The sequence below is a fragment of the Horticoccus luteus genome (genome assembly GCF_019464535.1).
Taxonomy (GTDB): Bacteria; Verrucomicrobiota; Verrucomicrobiia; order Opitutales; family Opitutaceae; genus Horticoccus; species Horticoccus luteus.
This window is the reverse complement of sequence record NZ_CP080507.1, coordinates 2,580,493-2,597,420: the sequence shown is the minus strand read 5'-3', so window position 1 is coordinate 2,597,420 and position 16,928 is coordinate 2,580,493. Positions and strand designations below refer to the sequence as shown.

Sequence of the window (16,928 nt, the reverse complement as noted above, 5' to 3'; positions counted from 1 at the left end):
ATGCGCTTTCCTCCCGCCACTCTGCGTCCGCCGCTGTCCGCCGCGCTAGCGCAGGCGAGGGGGCGATGCTCGCGGGTCGGGATTGGGGATGCGACCCTCGTCCTCGCCCGTCATCGCAGCCTGGCGCCGACGCTTCCGCTGCGGCGGTGCGTATCAGCCGGCGTTCGGTTTTGCGCGTCGGCGACAGCACAACCACAGCGCGAAGCCGTAAAGCCCTCCCGCAATGTGCGCCGAGGTGGCAACATGGATGCTGGGATCGTCGAACTGAATGAATCCGCCGCCGTGGCCTTGGCCGCGTGTCGCCTCGAGCACAACCTCGCCAATGTAGATCGCGAGGATCGTGGGCCAAAACCAGTCCCACCGATTCCGCTGCCAGCCTTGAAACGCGTAGAAAAGCAGCAGGCCCAGATTGACCGCGCTCAAGCCCGCATAGCGTTCCAGGGCGGGGTCGCACGTATAGAGCGCGACGGAAATCACGACGGGCATCAGCACCGCCGAAATGCGCAACGCCACGGGATACTTGCGCTCCAGCAAGCGGCCGAGAATGAGGAAAAGTCCTGCGTCGGCGACGAGGTGCGGCCAGCCGAAATGCACAAAATGGCCGCTCCACAGCCGCCAGATTTCTCCGTGTTGAAGCGCCCGGCGGTCGTAGATCAGCCCGGCGCGCCAAGCGGGATGGAGCTGAATCACCACGGCGAAGATCGTCAGCGCAAGGAACACCCACGGAAATTTGTCCCGGGCGAACAAACGGCGCAGCGATGTCTGCAGTTCGTTCATGCGCCGTCGTTTTTTCCCGCGTTGCCCTCGGCGGCGACGCGGCCGTGCGCTGATGCAGCGCGACCGGACGGGGTGGAGCATTTCTCGTGGATCATCGCAGGACGGTGAAAAATGAAATTCAGGACAGAATTAGTTTTTCCTCCACCTTTCTTTTCGACCAGTAACTCTCTGCGCTCCTCCCTCCGCGCCCGAGTGAGCCGCAACGCCCGCTTTTCACCCCGCGATCGTGCGTCTTGTTTTTCCCCGCCCATGAAACTCCGCCTGCTTGCCAGCTTCCTTCTGACTTTCTCCGCTCTGTGGGCCGCCGATCCGGCGCCCGGCCAATTCTCGGGCGCCGCACCGCTCGAGTGGTCGCAACGCCTCGCGCGCTCGGAAATGGCGCGCCGGGGCGATTCCTTGTTCTACGGCGGGAGCAACCCACGGGCGCGCTGGGATTATACGTCTTCGCTCTTCGGCCTCGCGTTGCTAAAGCTCGGCGCCGCCACCGGTGAATCGGACTATATCAACTACGGCGCCAAAACCGCCGAGTCGTTTGTCGCCGCTGACGGCACGATCCGCACTTACAAGCAGGCCGACTACAATCTCGACATGATGCCGCCCGGCAAAGTGCTCCTTACGCGCTGGGAGGACGGCGTGCGCGAGCCGCGTTTCCGCACGGCGCTGGCCACGCTCCGCGCCCAAATCACCCATCAGCCGCGCACGAGCGAAGGCGGCTTCTGGCACAAGCAACGCTATCCCGACCAGATGTGGCTCGACGGCGTGTTCATGGCTTCGCCGTTTCTCGCCCAATATGGCCGGGTCTTCGGCGAGCCGGCGCTCTTCGACGACGTCGCCCGGCAGATTTTATTGATGGACCGCCACGGCTACGACGCGAAGACCGGACTGCATTTCCACGCGTGGGATGAAAAGCATGCGCAGGCGTGGGCGAATCCGCAGACGGGGCAGTCGCCGAATTTCTGGAGCCGCGCCGAAGGCTGGTATGCGATGGCGCTGGTCGATTCGCTCGACTTTCTGCCGCCGACGCAGCCGGACGTGGATCAGATCAACGACGTCCTGCGGCGCGTGGCGGATGGTATTGTGCGCTGGCAGGATCCGGCCAGCGGGCTGTGGTGGCAGGTCACCGACCAAGGGGATCGCGCCGGCAATTATCTCGAAGCGACCGGCTCCTCGATGTTTGTCTATGCGTTGGCGAAGGGCATCAATCGCGGCTATCTCCCGCGCGAAAAATATCTGCCCGCCGTCTTGCGCGGTTATGCCGGGCTCATTCGCGATTTCATCCGCACCGACGCCGACGGACGCGTGAATCTCACGCACTGCTGCGAGGTTGCCGGCCTCGGCTACACCAATTCCAAGGGCCGCGCACGCGATGGCTCGTTCGACTATTACGTCAGCGAGCCGGTCATCGAAAACGATTTGAAGGGCGTCGGCCCGTTTATTCTCGCCGGCATCGAGGTGCAGCAACTGCTCGCATCCTCCGCCGCTCCCGTCGCGGTGCGCGGGTGGGGCGATCTCGACGCCGTGCTGGCCCGCATCCAGGCGCCGGAGTTTCCCGCGCATGATTTCCCGATCACGGATTTCGGCGCGAAACCCGGTGCCGATGCCACCGCCGCGATCCGCGCTGCGATTGCCGCGTGTCATGCTGCGGGCGGCGGCCGCGTCGTGGTGCCGGCCGGCGAATGGCTCACCGGCGCGGTTCACCTGTTGAGCAACGTCAATCTCCACGTGACGAAAGGCGCCACGCTCAAGTTCAGCACCCGGCCCGACGATTACCCGGTGGTTTTCACGCGGTGGGAAGGTGTTGAAGCGATGAGCTATTCGCCGCTGATCTACGCATTCGAGCAGGAAAACATCGCCGTGACGGGCGAGGGGACGCTCGACGGCCAGGCCGACTGGTCGAACTGGTGGGCGTGGAACAAGAAGGAAAAAGGGAAGAAAACGCTGCAAACCGCCGCGCGTGATCGCCTGAACAAAATGGGCGAGGCCGGCGTGCCGGTGGCGGAGCGCGTGTTCGGGCCCGGCAGCTTTCTGCGGCCCAATTTCATCCAGCCGTATCGCTGCAAAAACGTGTTGATCGAGGGCGTGACGATCGTGCGTTCGCCGATGTGGGAAATCCATCCCGTGCTTTCGCAAAACATCACCGTGCGCGGCGTCCAAATCCATTCGCACGGCCCGAACAACGACGGGTGCGACCCGGAGTCATCGCGCGACATCCTGATCGAACGCTGCGTGTTCGACACCGGTGATGATTGCATCGCGATCAAATCCGGCCGCAACAACGACGGGCGCCGCGTCAATGTGCCGAGTGAAAACATCGTCGTGCGCGACTGCACGATGCTGGACGGCCATGGCGGGGTGGTCCTCGGCAGCGAGATATCCGGCAGTGTGCGCAACGTCTTCATCGAAAATTGTCGCATGGACAGCCCGCACCTCGAGCGGGCGTTGCGTTTCAAGTCCAACGCCCGTCGCGGCGGCGTGCTCGAAAATGTTTTCATGCGCAACGTCACCGTGGGCCGCGTCCTGGAAGCGGTGCTGACGATCGACTTGATTTACGAGGAGGGCGCGCAGGGTTCGCACCCGCCGACGGTGCGCAATGTTTCGCTTGATCATGTGACCAGTGCGGCTAGTCCGCGGGTGTTGTGGGTGGCCGGTTTTGAGGGCGCCACAATCGATGACATCCGCCTCACCGACTGCACGTTCAACAACGTGACTGAAACCGATCTCGTCCGCCATGCAGGTCGCCTTACGTTCACCCGAACCTCCGTCGAGCCGGCCCGGAAAGCTCGCAGTTTGAGTTCCCCGTCTGTTGCCCCGAACCCCTGATTTCCTCTTTTCATGCCGCCTACCGCTACTCCTCTCCCGCCCGCGCCTCGCATCCCTTTGAGCGAACAAATTGGTCGCTATCGTTGGACGATTTGCGGCCTGGTTTTCTTTGCGACGACGATCAATTACCTTGATCGCAACGTCCTCGGCCTGCTCAAGCAGACGCTCTCCGAGCACGGCGTGTTTGGTCCCGACAAAGCCGCGCAGGAGCTCAATTACTCCACGGTCGTCATCTGTTTTCAAATCGCCTACGCGGTCGGCATGCTCGCCGCGGGTCGTTTTATCGACTGGGTGGGCACCAAGACCGGTTATGCGGCGTCGCTCATCGGCTGGAGCATCGCCGCCATCGGCCACGCGTTCGGCCACCACACGTGGAGCTTCGGCTTCTGGCGCGCCGCGCTCGGCTTTTCGGAAGCGGGTAATTTTCCTGCGGCCAACAAAACCGTGGCCGAGTGGTTTCCCCGCAAAGAACGCGCGTTCGCCACGGGACTCTACAATTCCGGCGCGAACGTCGGTGCGATCGTGGCGCCGTTGTGCGTGCCGTATATCGCATCGGCGTGGGGTTGGGAGTGGGCGTTTATTCTCACCGGTGCGGTCGGCCTCATCTGGATCGTCTTCTGGGTGAAAACCTATGCGTCGCCCGCGGCGAAATTGCAGAGCGGTCAGCTCAGCCAGGCGGAGTATGATTACATCCACAGCGACCGCGACGAGCAGGTCGTGGAGCAGGCCGACGCCGGGGTGCGCATCTCGGGCGCGCGTCTGCTCGGTTTTCGCCAGACCTGGGCTTTCATTCTCGGAAAGTTTCTGACCGATCCCATCTGGTGGTTTTTCCTCTTCTGGCTGCCCGCCTTTCTCGAAGGCGAAAACGCGCGCAAAGTGGACGCGTTTCTTGCGACGCATCCCGGCTTCACCGGCGATCACAGCTCGATTCCCGGCGTGATCAGCTGGCCGATTGCCGTTGCGCTGGTTTATACGGTGGCGACCGCAGGTTCGATTTTCGGCGGGTGGCTGCCGAAAGCGTTTATCAACCACGGCATGACTGCGAGCAAGGCGCGCAAGCTCGCCATGTTCATCTACGCCCTCCTGCCGCTGACGGTGCTCTTCGCGTCGCGCCTCGGTGCGATCAACACGTGGCTCGCGGTCGCGACGATCGCCATCGCCTGCTCGGCGCACCAAGCGTGGTCGGCCAATATTTTCACGACCGCCTCAGACATGTTTCCGAAAAAAGCCGTGGCATCCGTCACCGGCTTGGGAGGCATGGCGGGAGCCATTGGCGGCATCCTGATCGCCCGTGTGGCGGGCAAGGTGTTGGAGCACTTCACGGCGCTCGGTCATCTTGAGGCCGGTTACGCCCTGCTCTTCGTCATTTGCGGTTCCGCCTACCTCGTCGCGTGGCTGGTGATGCACGCGCTGGCCCCGAAATTCGAAATGGTCGACCTGCGGACCCGCTGATCGCCATGCGCTTCTTCCGGCCGTTCCTTTCGCTGCTGCTGCTGTCCCTCGCGGCCGAAGCGCGCGCCGCGGTGGCGTGGCGCGCGGTGCTGCGGCAGCCGGCCGCGTGGTATGCCTCGGCCGAGGCGCGCGCCGTGGGGGAAAGTGTTTTGCTTTATCAAACGCCGTCAGGCGGCTGGCCGAAGAATCACGACATGACGCGACCGCCCGGGCCGGCGGAATTTGCCGATCACGAAAACGTGGCGCCCACGATCGACAACGATGCCACGTGGACGCAAATCCGCCTCTTGGCACGCATTGACGCCGGCCAGCCTGAGCCGCGTTTCCGCGCCGCCGCGCTCCATGGGCTCAATTACCTGCTCGCCGCCCAGTATCCAAATGGTGGCTGGCCGCAGTATTTTCCGCTGCGCCCCGGTTACTACACACGGATCACGTTCAACGACGACGCCATGGTCGGCGTGCTCGCCACGCTGCGCCCGGTGGCGCGCGGAGACGCTCCGTTCCAGTGGGCGGATGCGGCGTTGCGGGCGCGTTGCGCGGAAGCCGTGCAACGTGGAGTGGCGTGCATCTTGCGCTGCCAGATCGTGGTGAACGGCCGCAAAACGGTGTGGTGCGCACAGCACGACGAGCTGACGTTCGAGCCCGCCCCGGCGCGCAAATACGAGCACGTTTCCCTCTCTGGTCTGGAGAGCGTGGGCATCGTGCGGTTTCTGATGGGCGAAGAAAATCCGTCGCCGGAAGTGATCGATGCCGTCCGCTCCGCCGTGGCGTGGTTTGAAACGTCGAAGCTCACCGGGCAACGTCTGGTGGAGCGTCCGGACCCTGCCTTGCCCCACGGGCACGACCGCGCAATTGTAGCCGATCCTCATGCTCCGCCCTTGTGGGCGCGATTTTACGAGATTGGCACGAACCGGCCGATCTTCGGCGGGCGCGATACGCTCATTCATTACACGCTGGCCGAAGTCGAGCCGGAGCGCCGCGGGGGCTACCGTTGGTATGTCAACGATCCAGCCGCACTGCTCGCGCGCGATTATCCCCAGTGGGCCGCACGCTGGCTGAAAACGAGTTCGTGAGCCATGAGGTCATGGCTCGCCGTCTTCGTTGCCTGCTGTCTACTCCCGTTCGGAGCGCGCGCGACGCCTGACGCCGTCGTCGCCACGGATGGCTCCGGGCAATATCGTTCGGTCCAAGAGGCGATCAGCACCGCACCGCTGCGCACCGATCCAGCGACGCCGCCGTGGGTGATTCTCGTCAAGCCCGGCACGTATCACGAACGCATTTACGTCCAGCGCGAACGCGGCCACGTGCGGATCGTCGGTGAGGATGCGGCCACCACGACGATCACTTACGATCTTAGCACCGGTTCGCCCGGACCCGACGGAAAGCCCATCGGCACGTTTCGCACGCCGACGGTGCAGATCGATGGCGACGGCATGGAGTGGGAGAATATCACCATCGCCAACAGCGCTGGTCCTGTCGGCCAGGCGCTCGCGTTGCGTGTGGAGGGCGACCGCGTCGTGTTTCGCCACTGCCGCTTTCTCGGCTGGCAGGACACGATTCTGCTCAATCGCGGCCGGCAATATTTCGCGGATTGTTATATCGAGGGCCACGTCGATTTCATCTTCGGTGGGGCGACGGCGTATTTTGACCGCTGTGAAATTCACGCGCTGAAGGACGGCTATCTCACGGCGGCTTCCACGCCGAAAGGCCAGACGCATGGCTTCGTGTTTGCCGACGGCAAAATCACCGGGGCCGCCGGCGTGAAAACCTATCTCGGCCGGCCGTGGCGCGATTACGCGCAGACGGTGTTTTTACGCACGGAGATGTCCGGCGTCGTGCGCGCCGAGGGTTGGCACAACTGGAACAAGCCGCAGGCGGAGATCACCACGCGCTATGCCGAATTTGGCAGCACCGGCCCAGGCGCGAATCCGGCCGGCCGCGTGCCGTGGGCGAAGGCGCTCACCGCGGCTGCCGCGGCGGCGTTGACGCCGGCCGAGGTGTTGCGCGGTCACGATGGGTGGAATCCCGCCGGTCGCGCGCCCATCGCCCGCAAGGTGCGCATCGTGCTCGTGGGCGATTCCACGGTGACCGACGAAGTCGGGTGGGGACGCGGGTTCAAGCAACTCCTGACCGACGCGACCGAGTGCATCAACACCGCCCGCGGCGGTCGTAGTTCGAAAAGTTTTCGCGCGGAAGGGCATTGGCCACCGGCGCTCGCGTTGCACGGCGATTACTACCTCATCCAATTCGGACACAACGATCAGCCCGGCAAAGGGCCTGCGCGCGAGACCGACGCAGGCACGACGTTTCTCGCCAACATGGCCCGCTACGTGGACGAGGTGCGCGCGATCGGTGCGCAGCCGATTCTGGTGACTTCGCTCACGCGTCGCGATTTCGACCACGAAGGTCGCGGGAAAATCGTTTCCACGCTCACGCCGTATGTCGATGCCGTGCGAAAGGTGGCGGCGGAAAAACGCGTGCCGCTCGTTGATCTGTATGCGCGCAGCGTCGAACTCTGCGAGCGCCTTGGTCCGACGGAGTCGGCCACGTTTAACCCGATCAAGAACGGCAAACCGGATACGACTCATCTCAATGCGAAAGGCACCGCGGCGTTTGCCGCACTGGTGGCCGACGAACTGAGGCGAGTCGTGCCGGAACTCGCGCCATTTCTTCGCGCCGAACCCGCGACCGATGTTTTGCGCGACATCAAATACGGCGAGGCGGACGGCGAGCCGCTGTTGCTGGATGCGCACGTGCCGGTGGGCGCCGGTCCGTTTCCGGTGGCGATCCTCGTGCATGGCGGCGGCTGGAGCCGGGGCGACAAACATTCCGTGCCGGCCGGTGACGGCGCGGATATTTCGCCTTGGTTTGCACCGTTGAGCGCCGCGAATTTCACTTGGTTTTCCATCAACTACCGGCTCGCGCCGGAGCATCGTTGGCCGGCGTGCTTCGACGATGTGGAGACCGCAATTCGCTGGGCGAAAGCGCACGCGGCCGAGTTTAAGGGCGATCCGCAACGCATGGCGCTTTTCGGGCATTCCTCGGGTGGCCATCTCGTCTGTCTCGCGGCGACCCTTGCGGGCGAAGACACGCGCGTGCAGGCGATCGTGGGCTTCGCGCCGGTGACAAATCATGAGCAGGACTTGGCGGCGCGGGGCGGATTGAGTCCGTCGTTGCAAGGGCTGCTCAATTTGCCGCGCGAAGTCACCGTCGGTTCACGGGCCGTGTTGCGCGACATCTCGCCGCTTAATCACGTCCACGCGGGCTTGCCGCCGTTTCTGCTGCTGCATGGCGAGGCCGATAAAACCGTGCCGCTTCAGCAGTCGCTCGATTTTCAAGCGAAGCTCCGCGCGAATGGCGTGCGGTGTGATTTGCTCACGATTCCCGGTGCGCCGCATGCCCTGGAAACGTGGGCGCAACTTCGGCCGGACTACGAGGCGCACTACATCGCGTGGTTGCGGGAGGTCTTGGACGCGCCGGCGGAGCGGGCTCCGCAATGAAACGACGGCGGACAGCCTTTCTTTTCGCCCTCGTCACGAGTTTGGCGGCGGCGCATCCGACTGTTTTTAATGTGCGCGACTTTGGCGCGACGGGCGATGGGGTTACGATCGAGACGGCGGCCTTCGCTCGCGCGGTGGCGGCGGCCTCGTCGGCGGGCGGTGGCACCGTGCTCGTCCCCCCGGGACGTTATCTGAGCGGCACGATTGAGTTGAAAAGTCACATCACGCTGGAAGTCGCCGGTGGCGCGACGATTCTGGGGAGCGAGCATCCGGACGATTATCCTGCCACGCCCGACGAGTGGGGCGAAGAGAAGGAAGTGATTGCGCCGCTCATCTACGCCGTGGACGCGGATAATATCACGCTGACCGGGCGCGGCACGATCGACGGCCAAGGGCGGATTTGGTGGAAACGGCTCGAACTCGCGCACCCAAATCCCAAACGCGGATGGCGGCCGCCCGCGACTCCTGCTGAGAGGGCCGAGGTTAAAAACCTCAGCCGTGGCCGGCCGCGACTAATCCGGCTCGTGCGCTGCCGCGACGTGCTCATTGAAAACCTTAACCTGCGCAACGCCGCCGACTGGACCGTGCATCCGTTGCTCTGCGAATTTGTGCGGGTCGAGCGCGTTGCCATCTTCGGCGAAAAAGGTTCGCACAACACCGATGGCATCGACCCCGAAGCCTGTCGCCAGGTCGTGATCGCGGGCTGCCGCATCGATACGGGCGACGATTGCGTGACATTGAAATCGGGGCGCGACGCGTCCGGGCGCCGGATGGGCCGGCCGACGGAAAATGTGACGATTTCCGATTGCGTGATGTATCGCGGTCACGGCGGGGTGACGATCGGCAGCGAGATGTCGGGCGGCGTGCGCAATGTCACCGTGACGAATTGCGTGTTTCAGGGCACCGACACCGGCATTCGCATTAAATCGCAGCGCGGGCGCGGCGGGGTGGTGGAGGGCGTGACCGTGAGCAACATCGTGATGCAGGACGTGGCGACGCCGTTCCTCATTACAACCTTCTATGCGGGCGGCGATCAGCCCGAGGACGTGCGGCCTGTGGACGAAGGCACGCCGCGTTATCGCGATTTTCATTTTGCCAGCATCACGGCGCGCGGCGCAAAGATTGCCGGCGCGATCACCGGTCTGCGGGAAATGCCCGTGGGCGATTTCACGTTCACCGATGTGCAGATTGCGGCGCAATCGGCGTTCACGATCACCAATGCGGCTGATGTGGTGTTTCGCGGTGTGCGCATCGACACGGCGCAAGGACCCGCGCTGGTGGCGCACAACAGCGATCGGATCAACACCGAGGGCCTGACCCGTGGATCACCGCACGCCGGCGTGCCGCTGATAGTCGACGACGGAAAACAGTGAGCCGCCCGCGCAGCCGCCTTTGCCGCATGTCTCATTCTGCTGCTTCCACCTCACCCGGCCGTTTCCGCTGGGTCATTTGCAGTCTCCTTTTTTTCTCGGTGGCGGTGAACTATATCGACCGGCTCGTGCTGGCGATTCTCAAGAACGATCTCAGTCGCGATCTGGGTTGGACGGAAGCAGACTACGGCTGGATCACCGCGGCGTTCTCGTTCGCCTACGCGTTTGGTTATTTGTTCGGCGGGCGGCTGATGGATCGCTGGGGCGTGAAGAAAGGCCTGCCGATTTTTGTGCTGCTCTGGAGTTGCGCGGCGACGGCCCATGGTTTGTGCGGTTTCATCGCCGTGGGGCACACGTTTTCGATGCATCTGCCGTGGTTTTCGTGGGCGGAGAAGAGTGTCGGATGGATTCTGCTGACGATGCCAATGACGGCGGCGGGCTTCATGCTCGCGCGCATCGCGCTCGGGCTCGCCGAAGGCGGTAATTTTCCCGGTGCCATCAAAGTCGTGGCGGAGTGGTTTCCTGTGAAGGAGCGCGCGCTGGCGACGGGCCTGTTCAACGCAGGGACGAACGTCGGCGCGATCATCTGCCCGATCGGCGTGCCGTGGCTTTACGCGCATCTGGGCTGGCAATCGACCTTCTATATCACGGGCGGCGCCGGCTTCGTGTGGGTGATCGCGTGGTGGCTGGTTTATGATTCGCCGGAGCAGGCACGGCATCTTTCAGCCGCCGAGCGCGATTATATCCGCGAGGGCCAGCCGCCGGCGGAAGCGGTGCCGACGCGGATGCCGTGGCTTCCGCTGCTGCGGCATCGGGCGGTTTGGGCTTACGTTATCGCCAGCATTCTCGCCGGGCCGGCGTGGGGTTTCTATCAATTTTTTGTCCCCGACTTTCTGACGAAACGCTTCGGTCTCACGACCCAGGCAGTGGGGTGGTGGACGGGTGCGTTTTTCGCACTGGCCGCGGTGGGCGGGATTGCGGGCGGGTGGCTCGCCGGGTGGTTGCTGGAACGCGGATGGACGGTGAACGGGGCGCGTAAGATCTCGCTCTTGATCTGCGCGGTTGCCGTGGTGCCGGTATTTTTTGCGCCGTATGCCGGCACGGTGTGGCTGGCGGTGGCGATCGTGGGACTCGCGGGCTCGGCGCACCAAGGTTGGTCGGCGAACTTGTTCAGCGTTGTTTCCGACACCATGCCGCGTGAGGCGATCAGCTCGGTCGTGGGCTTGGGCGGGTTTACAGCCTATTTCACGGGCGGTTTCGTCAACGGTTTCACCGGCGAAATCCTGCAGCGCACGGGGAGTTATGTGCCGGTCTTCGCGTATTTTTCCGGAATGTATTTGTTGTCGTTGTTCGCGTTGCAATTGCTGGTGCCGCGGCTGGGCGTGGCCACTGTTCGGACATCATGATGCTGCCCCTTGCCGCCGCCATGACTCTTGCTTGCGTTTCGCCTTGGCAGCCGGACCTCGGCGATGGGCGCTACCGCAACCCGGTGCTTTATGCGGATTACTCCGACCCCGACGTGGTGCGGGTGGGCGATGACTATTGGCTGACGGCGTCGAGCTTCAGTTGCGTGCCGGGGTTGCCGCTGCTGCACTCGCGGGACTTGGTGAATTGGACGCTCGCGGCGCACGCGTTGCCACGGCTGGTGCCGGAGGAGGCGTTCGCGAGTCCACAGCCGGGAAAAGGCGTGTGGGCGCCGGCGATTCGGCATCACGCGGGGCGTTTTTGGATCTATTATCCGGATCCGGATTTTGGTCTCTATGTCATCACGGCGGCGGACCCGCGCGGGCCGTGGAGTGCCCCGGTGTTGGTGCAGGCGGGGCGCGGATTGATCGATCCCTGCCCGTTGTGGGATGAGGATGGCCGCGTCTATCTCGTCCATGCGTGGGCGAAGAGTCGTGCGGGCATCAATAACGTGCTCACGTTGCTGCGCCTCGACGCGGGCGGCACGCGCGTGGAGGAAGATCTCGGCGTGATCGTCGATGGCCACGCGCTGCCGGACTATAGCACGCTGGAGGGACCGAAGTTTTATCGCCGCGACGGCTGGTATTATATCTTTGCGCCGGCGGGCGGCGTAAAGACGGGCTGGCAATCGGTGTTTCGGGCGCGCGACGTGCGCGGCCCTTACGAGGCGCGCATCGTGCTGGCTCAAGGGAGCACGGCCATCAACGGGCCGCACCAAGGTGCGCTGGTTGATACGCCGAAGGGCGAGTGGTGGTTCGTGCATTTCCAGGATCTCGATGCGTATGGTCGCGTGGTGCATTTGGAGCCGGTGGTGTGGCGCGAGGGCTGGCCCGTGATCGGCAGCGATCCCGACGGCGATGGGCGCGGGGAGCCGGTGCTCACCCACCGCAAACCCACGCTGCCGCCGGAGCCGCGGGCGACGCCGCCGACGAGCGATGCGTTCGATTCGCCGACGTTGGGACTGCAATGGCAGTGGCCCGCCAATCCGCGCGAAGGTTGGTTTTCGCTGACCGATCGTCCGGGCGCATTGCGTCTGCACCCGCAGGCGGCGGTCGCACCGCTTTCGCTCGCCCCGTATTTGCTGCTGCAAAAATTTCCCGCCCCAACGTTTGTCGTGACGACGCGCCTGGAACTGCCCTCGCCGGGGCTCGGCCAGCGCGCGGGATTGATTGTGGCAGGAGAAAAGTCGGCGTGGATGGGACTGCAGCGCAGCGCGAACGGCGTCGAAATCGTGCGAGGCGGCGATCCCGCGGAGTCACCGGCGGTCGTGTCGACTGCACCGGCGGCGACCGGCGCGATTTTTATCCGCGTGACGGTGCGCGAGCACGGGTGCTGCGAATTCAGCTTCAGCTCCGACGGGCACACGTTTTCGCCCCTCGGCGGGCTATTTACAGCGGTGCCGGGCCGATGGATCGGAGCGAAAGTCGGTCTGTTCAACGACGCTACCAACGTCAGCGTTGCCGGCCCCGCCGATTTCGCGTGGTTCCGTGTGGAGCCGCTGCCCTGAACCTCATTTTCAATTTATGCATCCTGAAAGTTATCTGACTAATTTGTTTGGCCTCACCGGCCGCGTCGCCGTCGTGATCGGCGGCACCGGCGAGTTGTGCGGCGCGATGGCCGAGGGTCTCGCCGGCGCGGGCGCGGACGTTGTGCTGGTGGGACGCAACGCCGAAAAGGCGCAGGCGCGGGTTGACCGCATCACGGCGGCGGGCGGCAAGGCGTGGTTTTACGCCGCCGAAGCCACCAGCAAGGCGGAGTTGGAGGCGCTCCTCGCGGCGGTGTTGGCACGCAGCGGACGCGTGGACATCGTCGTCAACGGCGCGGGCATCAATTCCGCCACGCCGTTCCTCGACATTACGGAAGACGAGTTCGACCGCATCGTGCGCGTGAACATGAAGGGCGTGTTTCTGGGCTGCCAGGTTTTCGGGAAGTATCTCGTCGAGCGCGGCGAAGGCGGCTCGATCATCAATCTCGGCTCGATGTCGGGCGTGGTGCCGCTTTCGCGGGTGTTCACCTATTCGGCGACGAAGGGCGCGGTGCACAATCTCACGCTCAATCTCGCGCGCGAGTGGGCGCCGCACCGGGTGCGCGTCAACGTGCTGGTGCCGGGCTTTTTTCCGGCGGAGCAGAACCGCAAGGTGCTTACGCCGGACCGCGTCGCGAGCATCATGGGCCACACGCCGGCCAAACGCTTTGGGGAGGCCCGCGAATTGATCGGCGCCACGCTGCTGCTGGCGAGCGAAGGTGCGGGCTCGTTCATCACCGGCGAAGAGCTGATCGTCGACGGCGGTTACCACGCCATGACCATTTAAAGGGAGACCACGATTTTGAACACGAACGCGATTAATTCATTCCTGCGGCAACACGACCTGCGCATTGCGCAGAATCCCTGTGTCAGCCCCGATTTTTGTCTCGATTGGGCGGCGCTGAGCGCCCGGCTCGTCGCTGGTGGTGCCATCAAGGAGTGGCCGAAAAGCCACTTCGCGACGGCGGCGGGCGAGTGGACCCTGCTGGAGGACGAAGGGACGGGCGATTGCGCCTGGCGGCTGACGACGCAGGCGGCGAACGGCGCGGGCGGCGTGTTGACGGGTGGCGTCCGCGTGGGCGGCGGCACGATGGTGTTTCCGGCGACGTGGGAAAACCTGCTGCGCCTGAAAAATCTGGTGCAGGAACACGATGCGGGAGCGACGATTTTTCCGACGAGCGGCGCGCAATTGGGCCGCAGCACCCTCGGCATTGGCGCGCGTTTCACGACCTTGCACTGGCCGGCGGTGGATTGGGCGATGAGCGCGCTCGATCTCGGCGTCACGGCGAATCAAAACAGCATTCCGCGCGAACTCGTTTACGATGTGAACGCGATGCTGGAAGGGCGGCTCGATTCGGTGCCGTTCCCCTTTATCGGCACGAATGTGCCCGAAGGTCACCAAGGGCAGAGCGTCGAGGGCATGAGCCACGGCTGCGTGTTGGCGAAACTGAAGTCGGGGTTTCACCAGCGGCGCATTGCGTGGAGTTTCAATGCGGATCACCAGCCGATCGGCGGCAAGTTCGATGCGCGAGAGGACGATCTGGTGCGCGGATGCCTGCTCGCGAGCTACATCACCTTCGATCTGTCGCCGGAACTGGCGTTGAATCGACCGGCGGTCATCGCGGATGTGCCGGCGGCGATCGTGCAGCAAACGCGCGCCCGGGTGGCGCAGGCGGGCCTGGCCCTCGACGATGCGGCGTTCGGGCGATTGCTCGGCACCGTCTGGCCGGCGATGCTGAAAATGAAGCAACGCGACGACAAATACGCCACGGCGCGGGCGGCGGCGTTTACGACCGACATCGGACGCACGTATCTGCGGGAGCTCTCCATCGATGAACTGCCCGGCCTCACCACGCCGGAGACGACCGCGGTGATGCTGGCGTTGTGCGAGGTGCTGGAGATGCCGGTGAACTTCGTGGCCCCGGCATTCGGCTTTCAGAAAAACATGCCGTATCCCGACAACGCGGCGTTGCGCACGCTGATCGCGCGGCAGTGGGCGGTGTGCGAGAAGTTCGGCGTCAGCATCGGCTTCCACTCCGGCTCGGGCAAATCGGCGGAAAATTATCGCGTGATGGGCGAGGTGACCGGCAGCCGGCTGGAGATTAAGACGAGCGGCCGTTACACCTACGAAATGGGCGTCGCCATCGCGCAATCGCGCACCGCGGCGGATCAGGCGCTGTGGCGCGACTGGTATCGGTTCACGCTGGAGATGGCGCTGGCCGGAGCGTTCAGCAACGACGCGACGGAGCAAAAGATGGCCCGCACGTTCATTGTCGATCCGCTGGTGAAGTGCGGCAGCCCGTTGGCGCACGACGACGCCCTGTTGTTCGGCTCGCCGGAGGCGACGCGCGCCGCGCTGGAGGCGTTGCCGGCGAGTCCGGAGCACATGTTCTTCTTCGAGTATAACTTCCTCTACGTGCTCGCGGCGGGAGGGCGCCCGGCAAAATCCTCCCTCGGCGATCATTCGCCCGCGGGCTACCAGCAACGCGCGCGGTTTTATGCGATCAGTCCGGAAACGCAGTTGCTCTACGCCAAAGGGGTCGCGCGCTACATCGTGTTTCTCGCCGAAGCCACGGGGCTCGTGCCGGAGGAAACGTGCGCTTCGGCCAAGGCGCGCCTCGATGGCTACGCGACGTTTGCCGCTCTGGTCGATGAGATCAGCGAGGCGCCGGTTGCGGCAACGCGGTGATTTCGGTCGGCGGGCGTGACGGCCGCCCGCCCGCGGGAAATCGAGGCGCTCACCCAAAGCGGTGAGGGTGGGCCGGGATGCGGGCCCGGATGCCCACGAGCTCGGGTGCGCGTGCGCGCGAGTTCAGGATCGCGGGAAACAACACGAGCTTCCCGCCGCTGGCGCGCGTCTGCCCCGCTGCAAACGCGTTCAGTGGGTCGGTGCCGCGTGACGCTCGGGCGCAGCGGCCGTGGCGCGCACCGTGGGGCCATCGACCCATTTGCCACTGATGGCGACGGTGCGCGGGTCATCGGGCAAGCCGCTCTCGTGGCGGTGGATTTGGGCGGCAATGGTTTCCACGGCAACGATGCCGTGAAGTTCAGGTTGCAGGTCCAGCCCGGCGCAGGTCTCGGAGCGCTCGTTCCAGTTCAAATTGAAGAAACCGATATCCGCGGGCGCGGAAACTCCGGCCGCGCGAAGCCAGCCCAACACTTGATCAACGTGTCCGATGATGAGATCGGGGCGGTGGCGGCGATACCAGTCCATGAAAGTAGCGGGATTCATGTGGTCAGCCATCAGCACGGGGAGGTGATCGATCCCGCCTTGGTTTTCTTGGAAGGAGCGAAACGCCGCGGACCATTTGTGAATGAGGCGCTCGTCTTTGTGCCGTTCGATGAACATGCCAGCGCGGCCATAGCCCAAGGAGCGGAGTTGGCCGAGCGCACTGGTCAGCGTGAGATGATGATCGAGGCAAACGGTGTGCAGCTTCGGAATCGGTGACCCGTAATCGATCTGCAACGTCGCAAAATTCGCCCAAGGAAAGCCGTTCGTGGTATCGTTGGAGTTGGGTTGGAGAAAAATCACGCCGACGATGCCGCGGGCGCGCAGCACGCGTCCCAACGTGGCCGGACCACCGCTCTCACGATTCAGACTGAAAACTTCGACCGCGAAGCCGAGTTCCTGTCCGCGAGCTTGGGCGGACGTGATCATGCGGCGTTGCATCGGTCGCATGGCGGGCTGACTGGGCGTGGGCACGTGGACGACAGCCAGGTTGCCGATGAATTGCTGGGTGCGGCGGCCCCGCATCTGCCCCATCAACTCGCTGACGAGCTGATTGCGTCGGTAACCGCATTGCTCGGCGACACGCAGCACGCGGGCGCGGACCTCGGGTTTGACATTGGGATGCCCGGAGAGCGCGCGGGAGACCGTGGCCACCGAGAGCTGACAATTCTTAGCCAAAACACTAAGCGTGACAGGGGCGGGGAGCATGGGATTGCAACGCTTCCAACACGACCGCGGCGACTTGTTTCACAAGCGTAATCTACATCCCGTTCGCGACGATCCTCTACCCC

General features: G+C 64.1%; 11 protein-coding genes. 9 read left to right on the top strand and 2 right to left on the bottom strand.

Translation table 11 applies throughout. From position 1 onward, the window contains the following. Window positions 1-153 precede the first annotated feature (153 nt). Window positions 154-777 (bottom strand): rhombosortase, encoded by a 624-nt coding sequence (rrtA, locus tag K0B96_RS10765; RefSeq protein WP_220160906.1) that lies wholly within the window; start codon window positions 775-777, stop codon window positions 154-156. Between the two features lie 249 nt (window positions 778-1,026). Between rrtA and K0B96_RS10760 the strand changes: the two genes are divergently transcribed. Genes K0B96_RS10760 through K0B96_RS10720 form a run of 9 tightly spaced genes read left to right on the top strand, consistent with a single transcriptional unit; the run spans window position 1,027 to window position 15,597 of the window. Then, entirely contained in the window at window positions 1,027-3,597 is a 2,571-nt protein-coding gene (locus tag K0B96_RS10760) for a glycoside hydrolase family 88 protein (RefSeq protein WP_220160905.1), read from the top strand. 12 nt (window positions 3,598-3,609) lie between these two features. Continuing rightward, window positions 3,610-5,049, top strand: coding sequence for an MFS transporter (locus tag K0B96_RS10755; protein WP_220160904.1), 1,440 nt, complete (start codon window positions 3,610-3,612; stop codon window positions 5,047-5,049). 5 nt (window positions 5,050-5,054) lie between these two features. Beyond that, complete coding sequence (pelA, locus tag K0B96_RS10750) at window positions 5,055-6,122, top strand: pectate lyase (RefSeq protein WP_220160903.1); 1,068 nt, start codon at window positions 5,055-5,057, stop codon at window positions 6,120-6,122. Window positions 6,123-6,125: 3 nt separating this feature from the next. Further along, entirely contained in the window at window positions 6,126-8,549 is a 2,424-nt protein-coding gene (locus K0B96_RS10745; protein ID WP_220160902.1) for a pectinesterase family protein, read from the top strand. Beyond that, a complete protein-coding gene (locus tag K0B96_RS10740) occupies window positions 8,546-9,922 on the top strand; it encodes a glycoside hydrolase family 28 protein (RefSeq protein WP_220160901.1) in 1,377 nt (458 codons plus the stop codon). The genes K0B96_RS10745 and K0B96_RS10740 overlap by 4 nt, the downstream gene beginning before the upstream one ends. Window positions 9,923-9,948: 26 nt before the next feature. Then, a complete protein-coding gene (locus K0B96_RS10735) occupies window positions 9,949-11,325 on the top strand; it encodes an MFS transporter (protein ID WP_220160900.1) in 1,377 nt (458 codons plus the stop codon). After that, a complete protein-coding gene (locus K0B96_RS10730; RefSeq protein WP_220160899.1) occupies window positions 11,322-12,890 on the top strand; it encodes a glycoside hydrolase family 43 protein in 1,569 nt (522 codons plus the stop codon). Before K0B96_RS10735 ends, K0B96_RS10730 begins: the two co-directional genes overlap by 4 nt. 16 nt (window positions 12,891-12,906) lie before the next feature. After that, a complete protein-coding gene (locus K0B96_RS10725) occupies window positions 12,907-13,695 on the top strand; it encodes an SDR family oxidoreductase (protein ID WP_220160898.1) in 789 nt (262 codons plus the stop codon). A gap of 15 nt (window positions 13,696-13,710) precedes the next feature. Next, window positions 13,711-15,597 (top strand): tagaturonate epimerase family protein, encoded by a 1,887-nt coding sequence (locus K0B96_RS10720; protein WP_255558621.1) that lies wholly within the window; start codon window positions 13,711-13,713, stop codon window positions 15,595-15,597. A 189-nt stretch (window positions 15,598-15,786) separates the two neighbouring features. On the opposite strand, the gene K0B96_RS10715 is transcribed toward K0B96_RS10720, so the two are convergent. Further along, on the bottom strand, window positions 15,787-16,845 hold the full coding sequence (locus K0B96_RS10715) for a LacI family DNA-binding transcriptional regulator (protein WP_220160897.1): 1,059 nt from the start codon (window positions 16,843-16,845) through the stop codon (window positions 15,787-15,789). Between the last annotated feature and the right edge of the window lie 83 nt (window positions 16,846-16,928).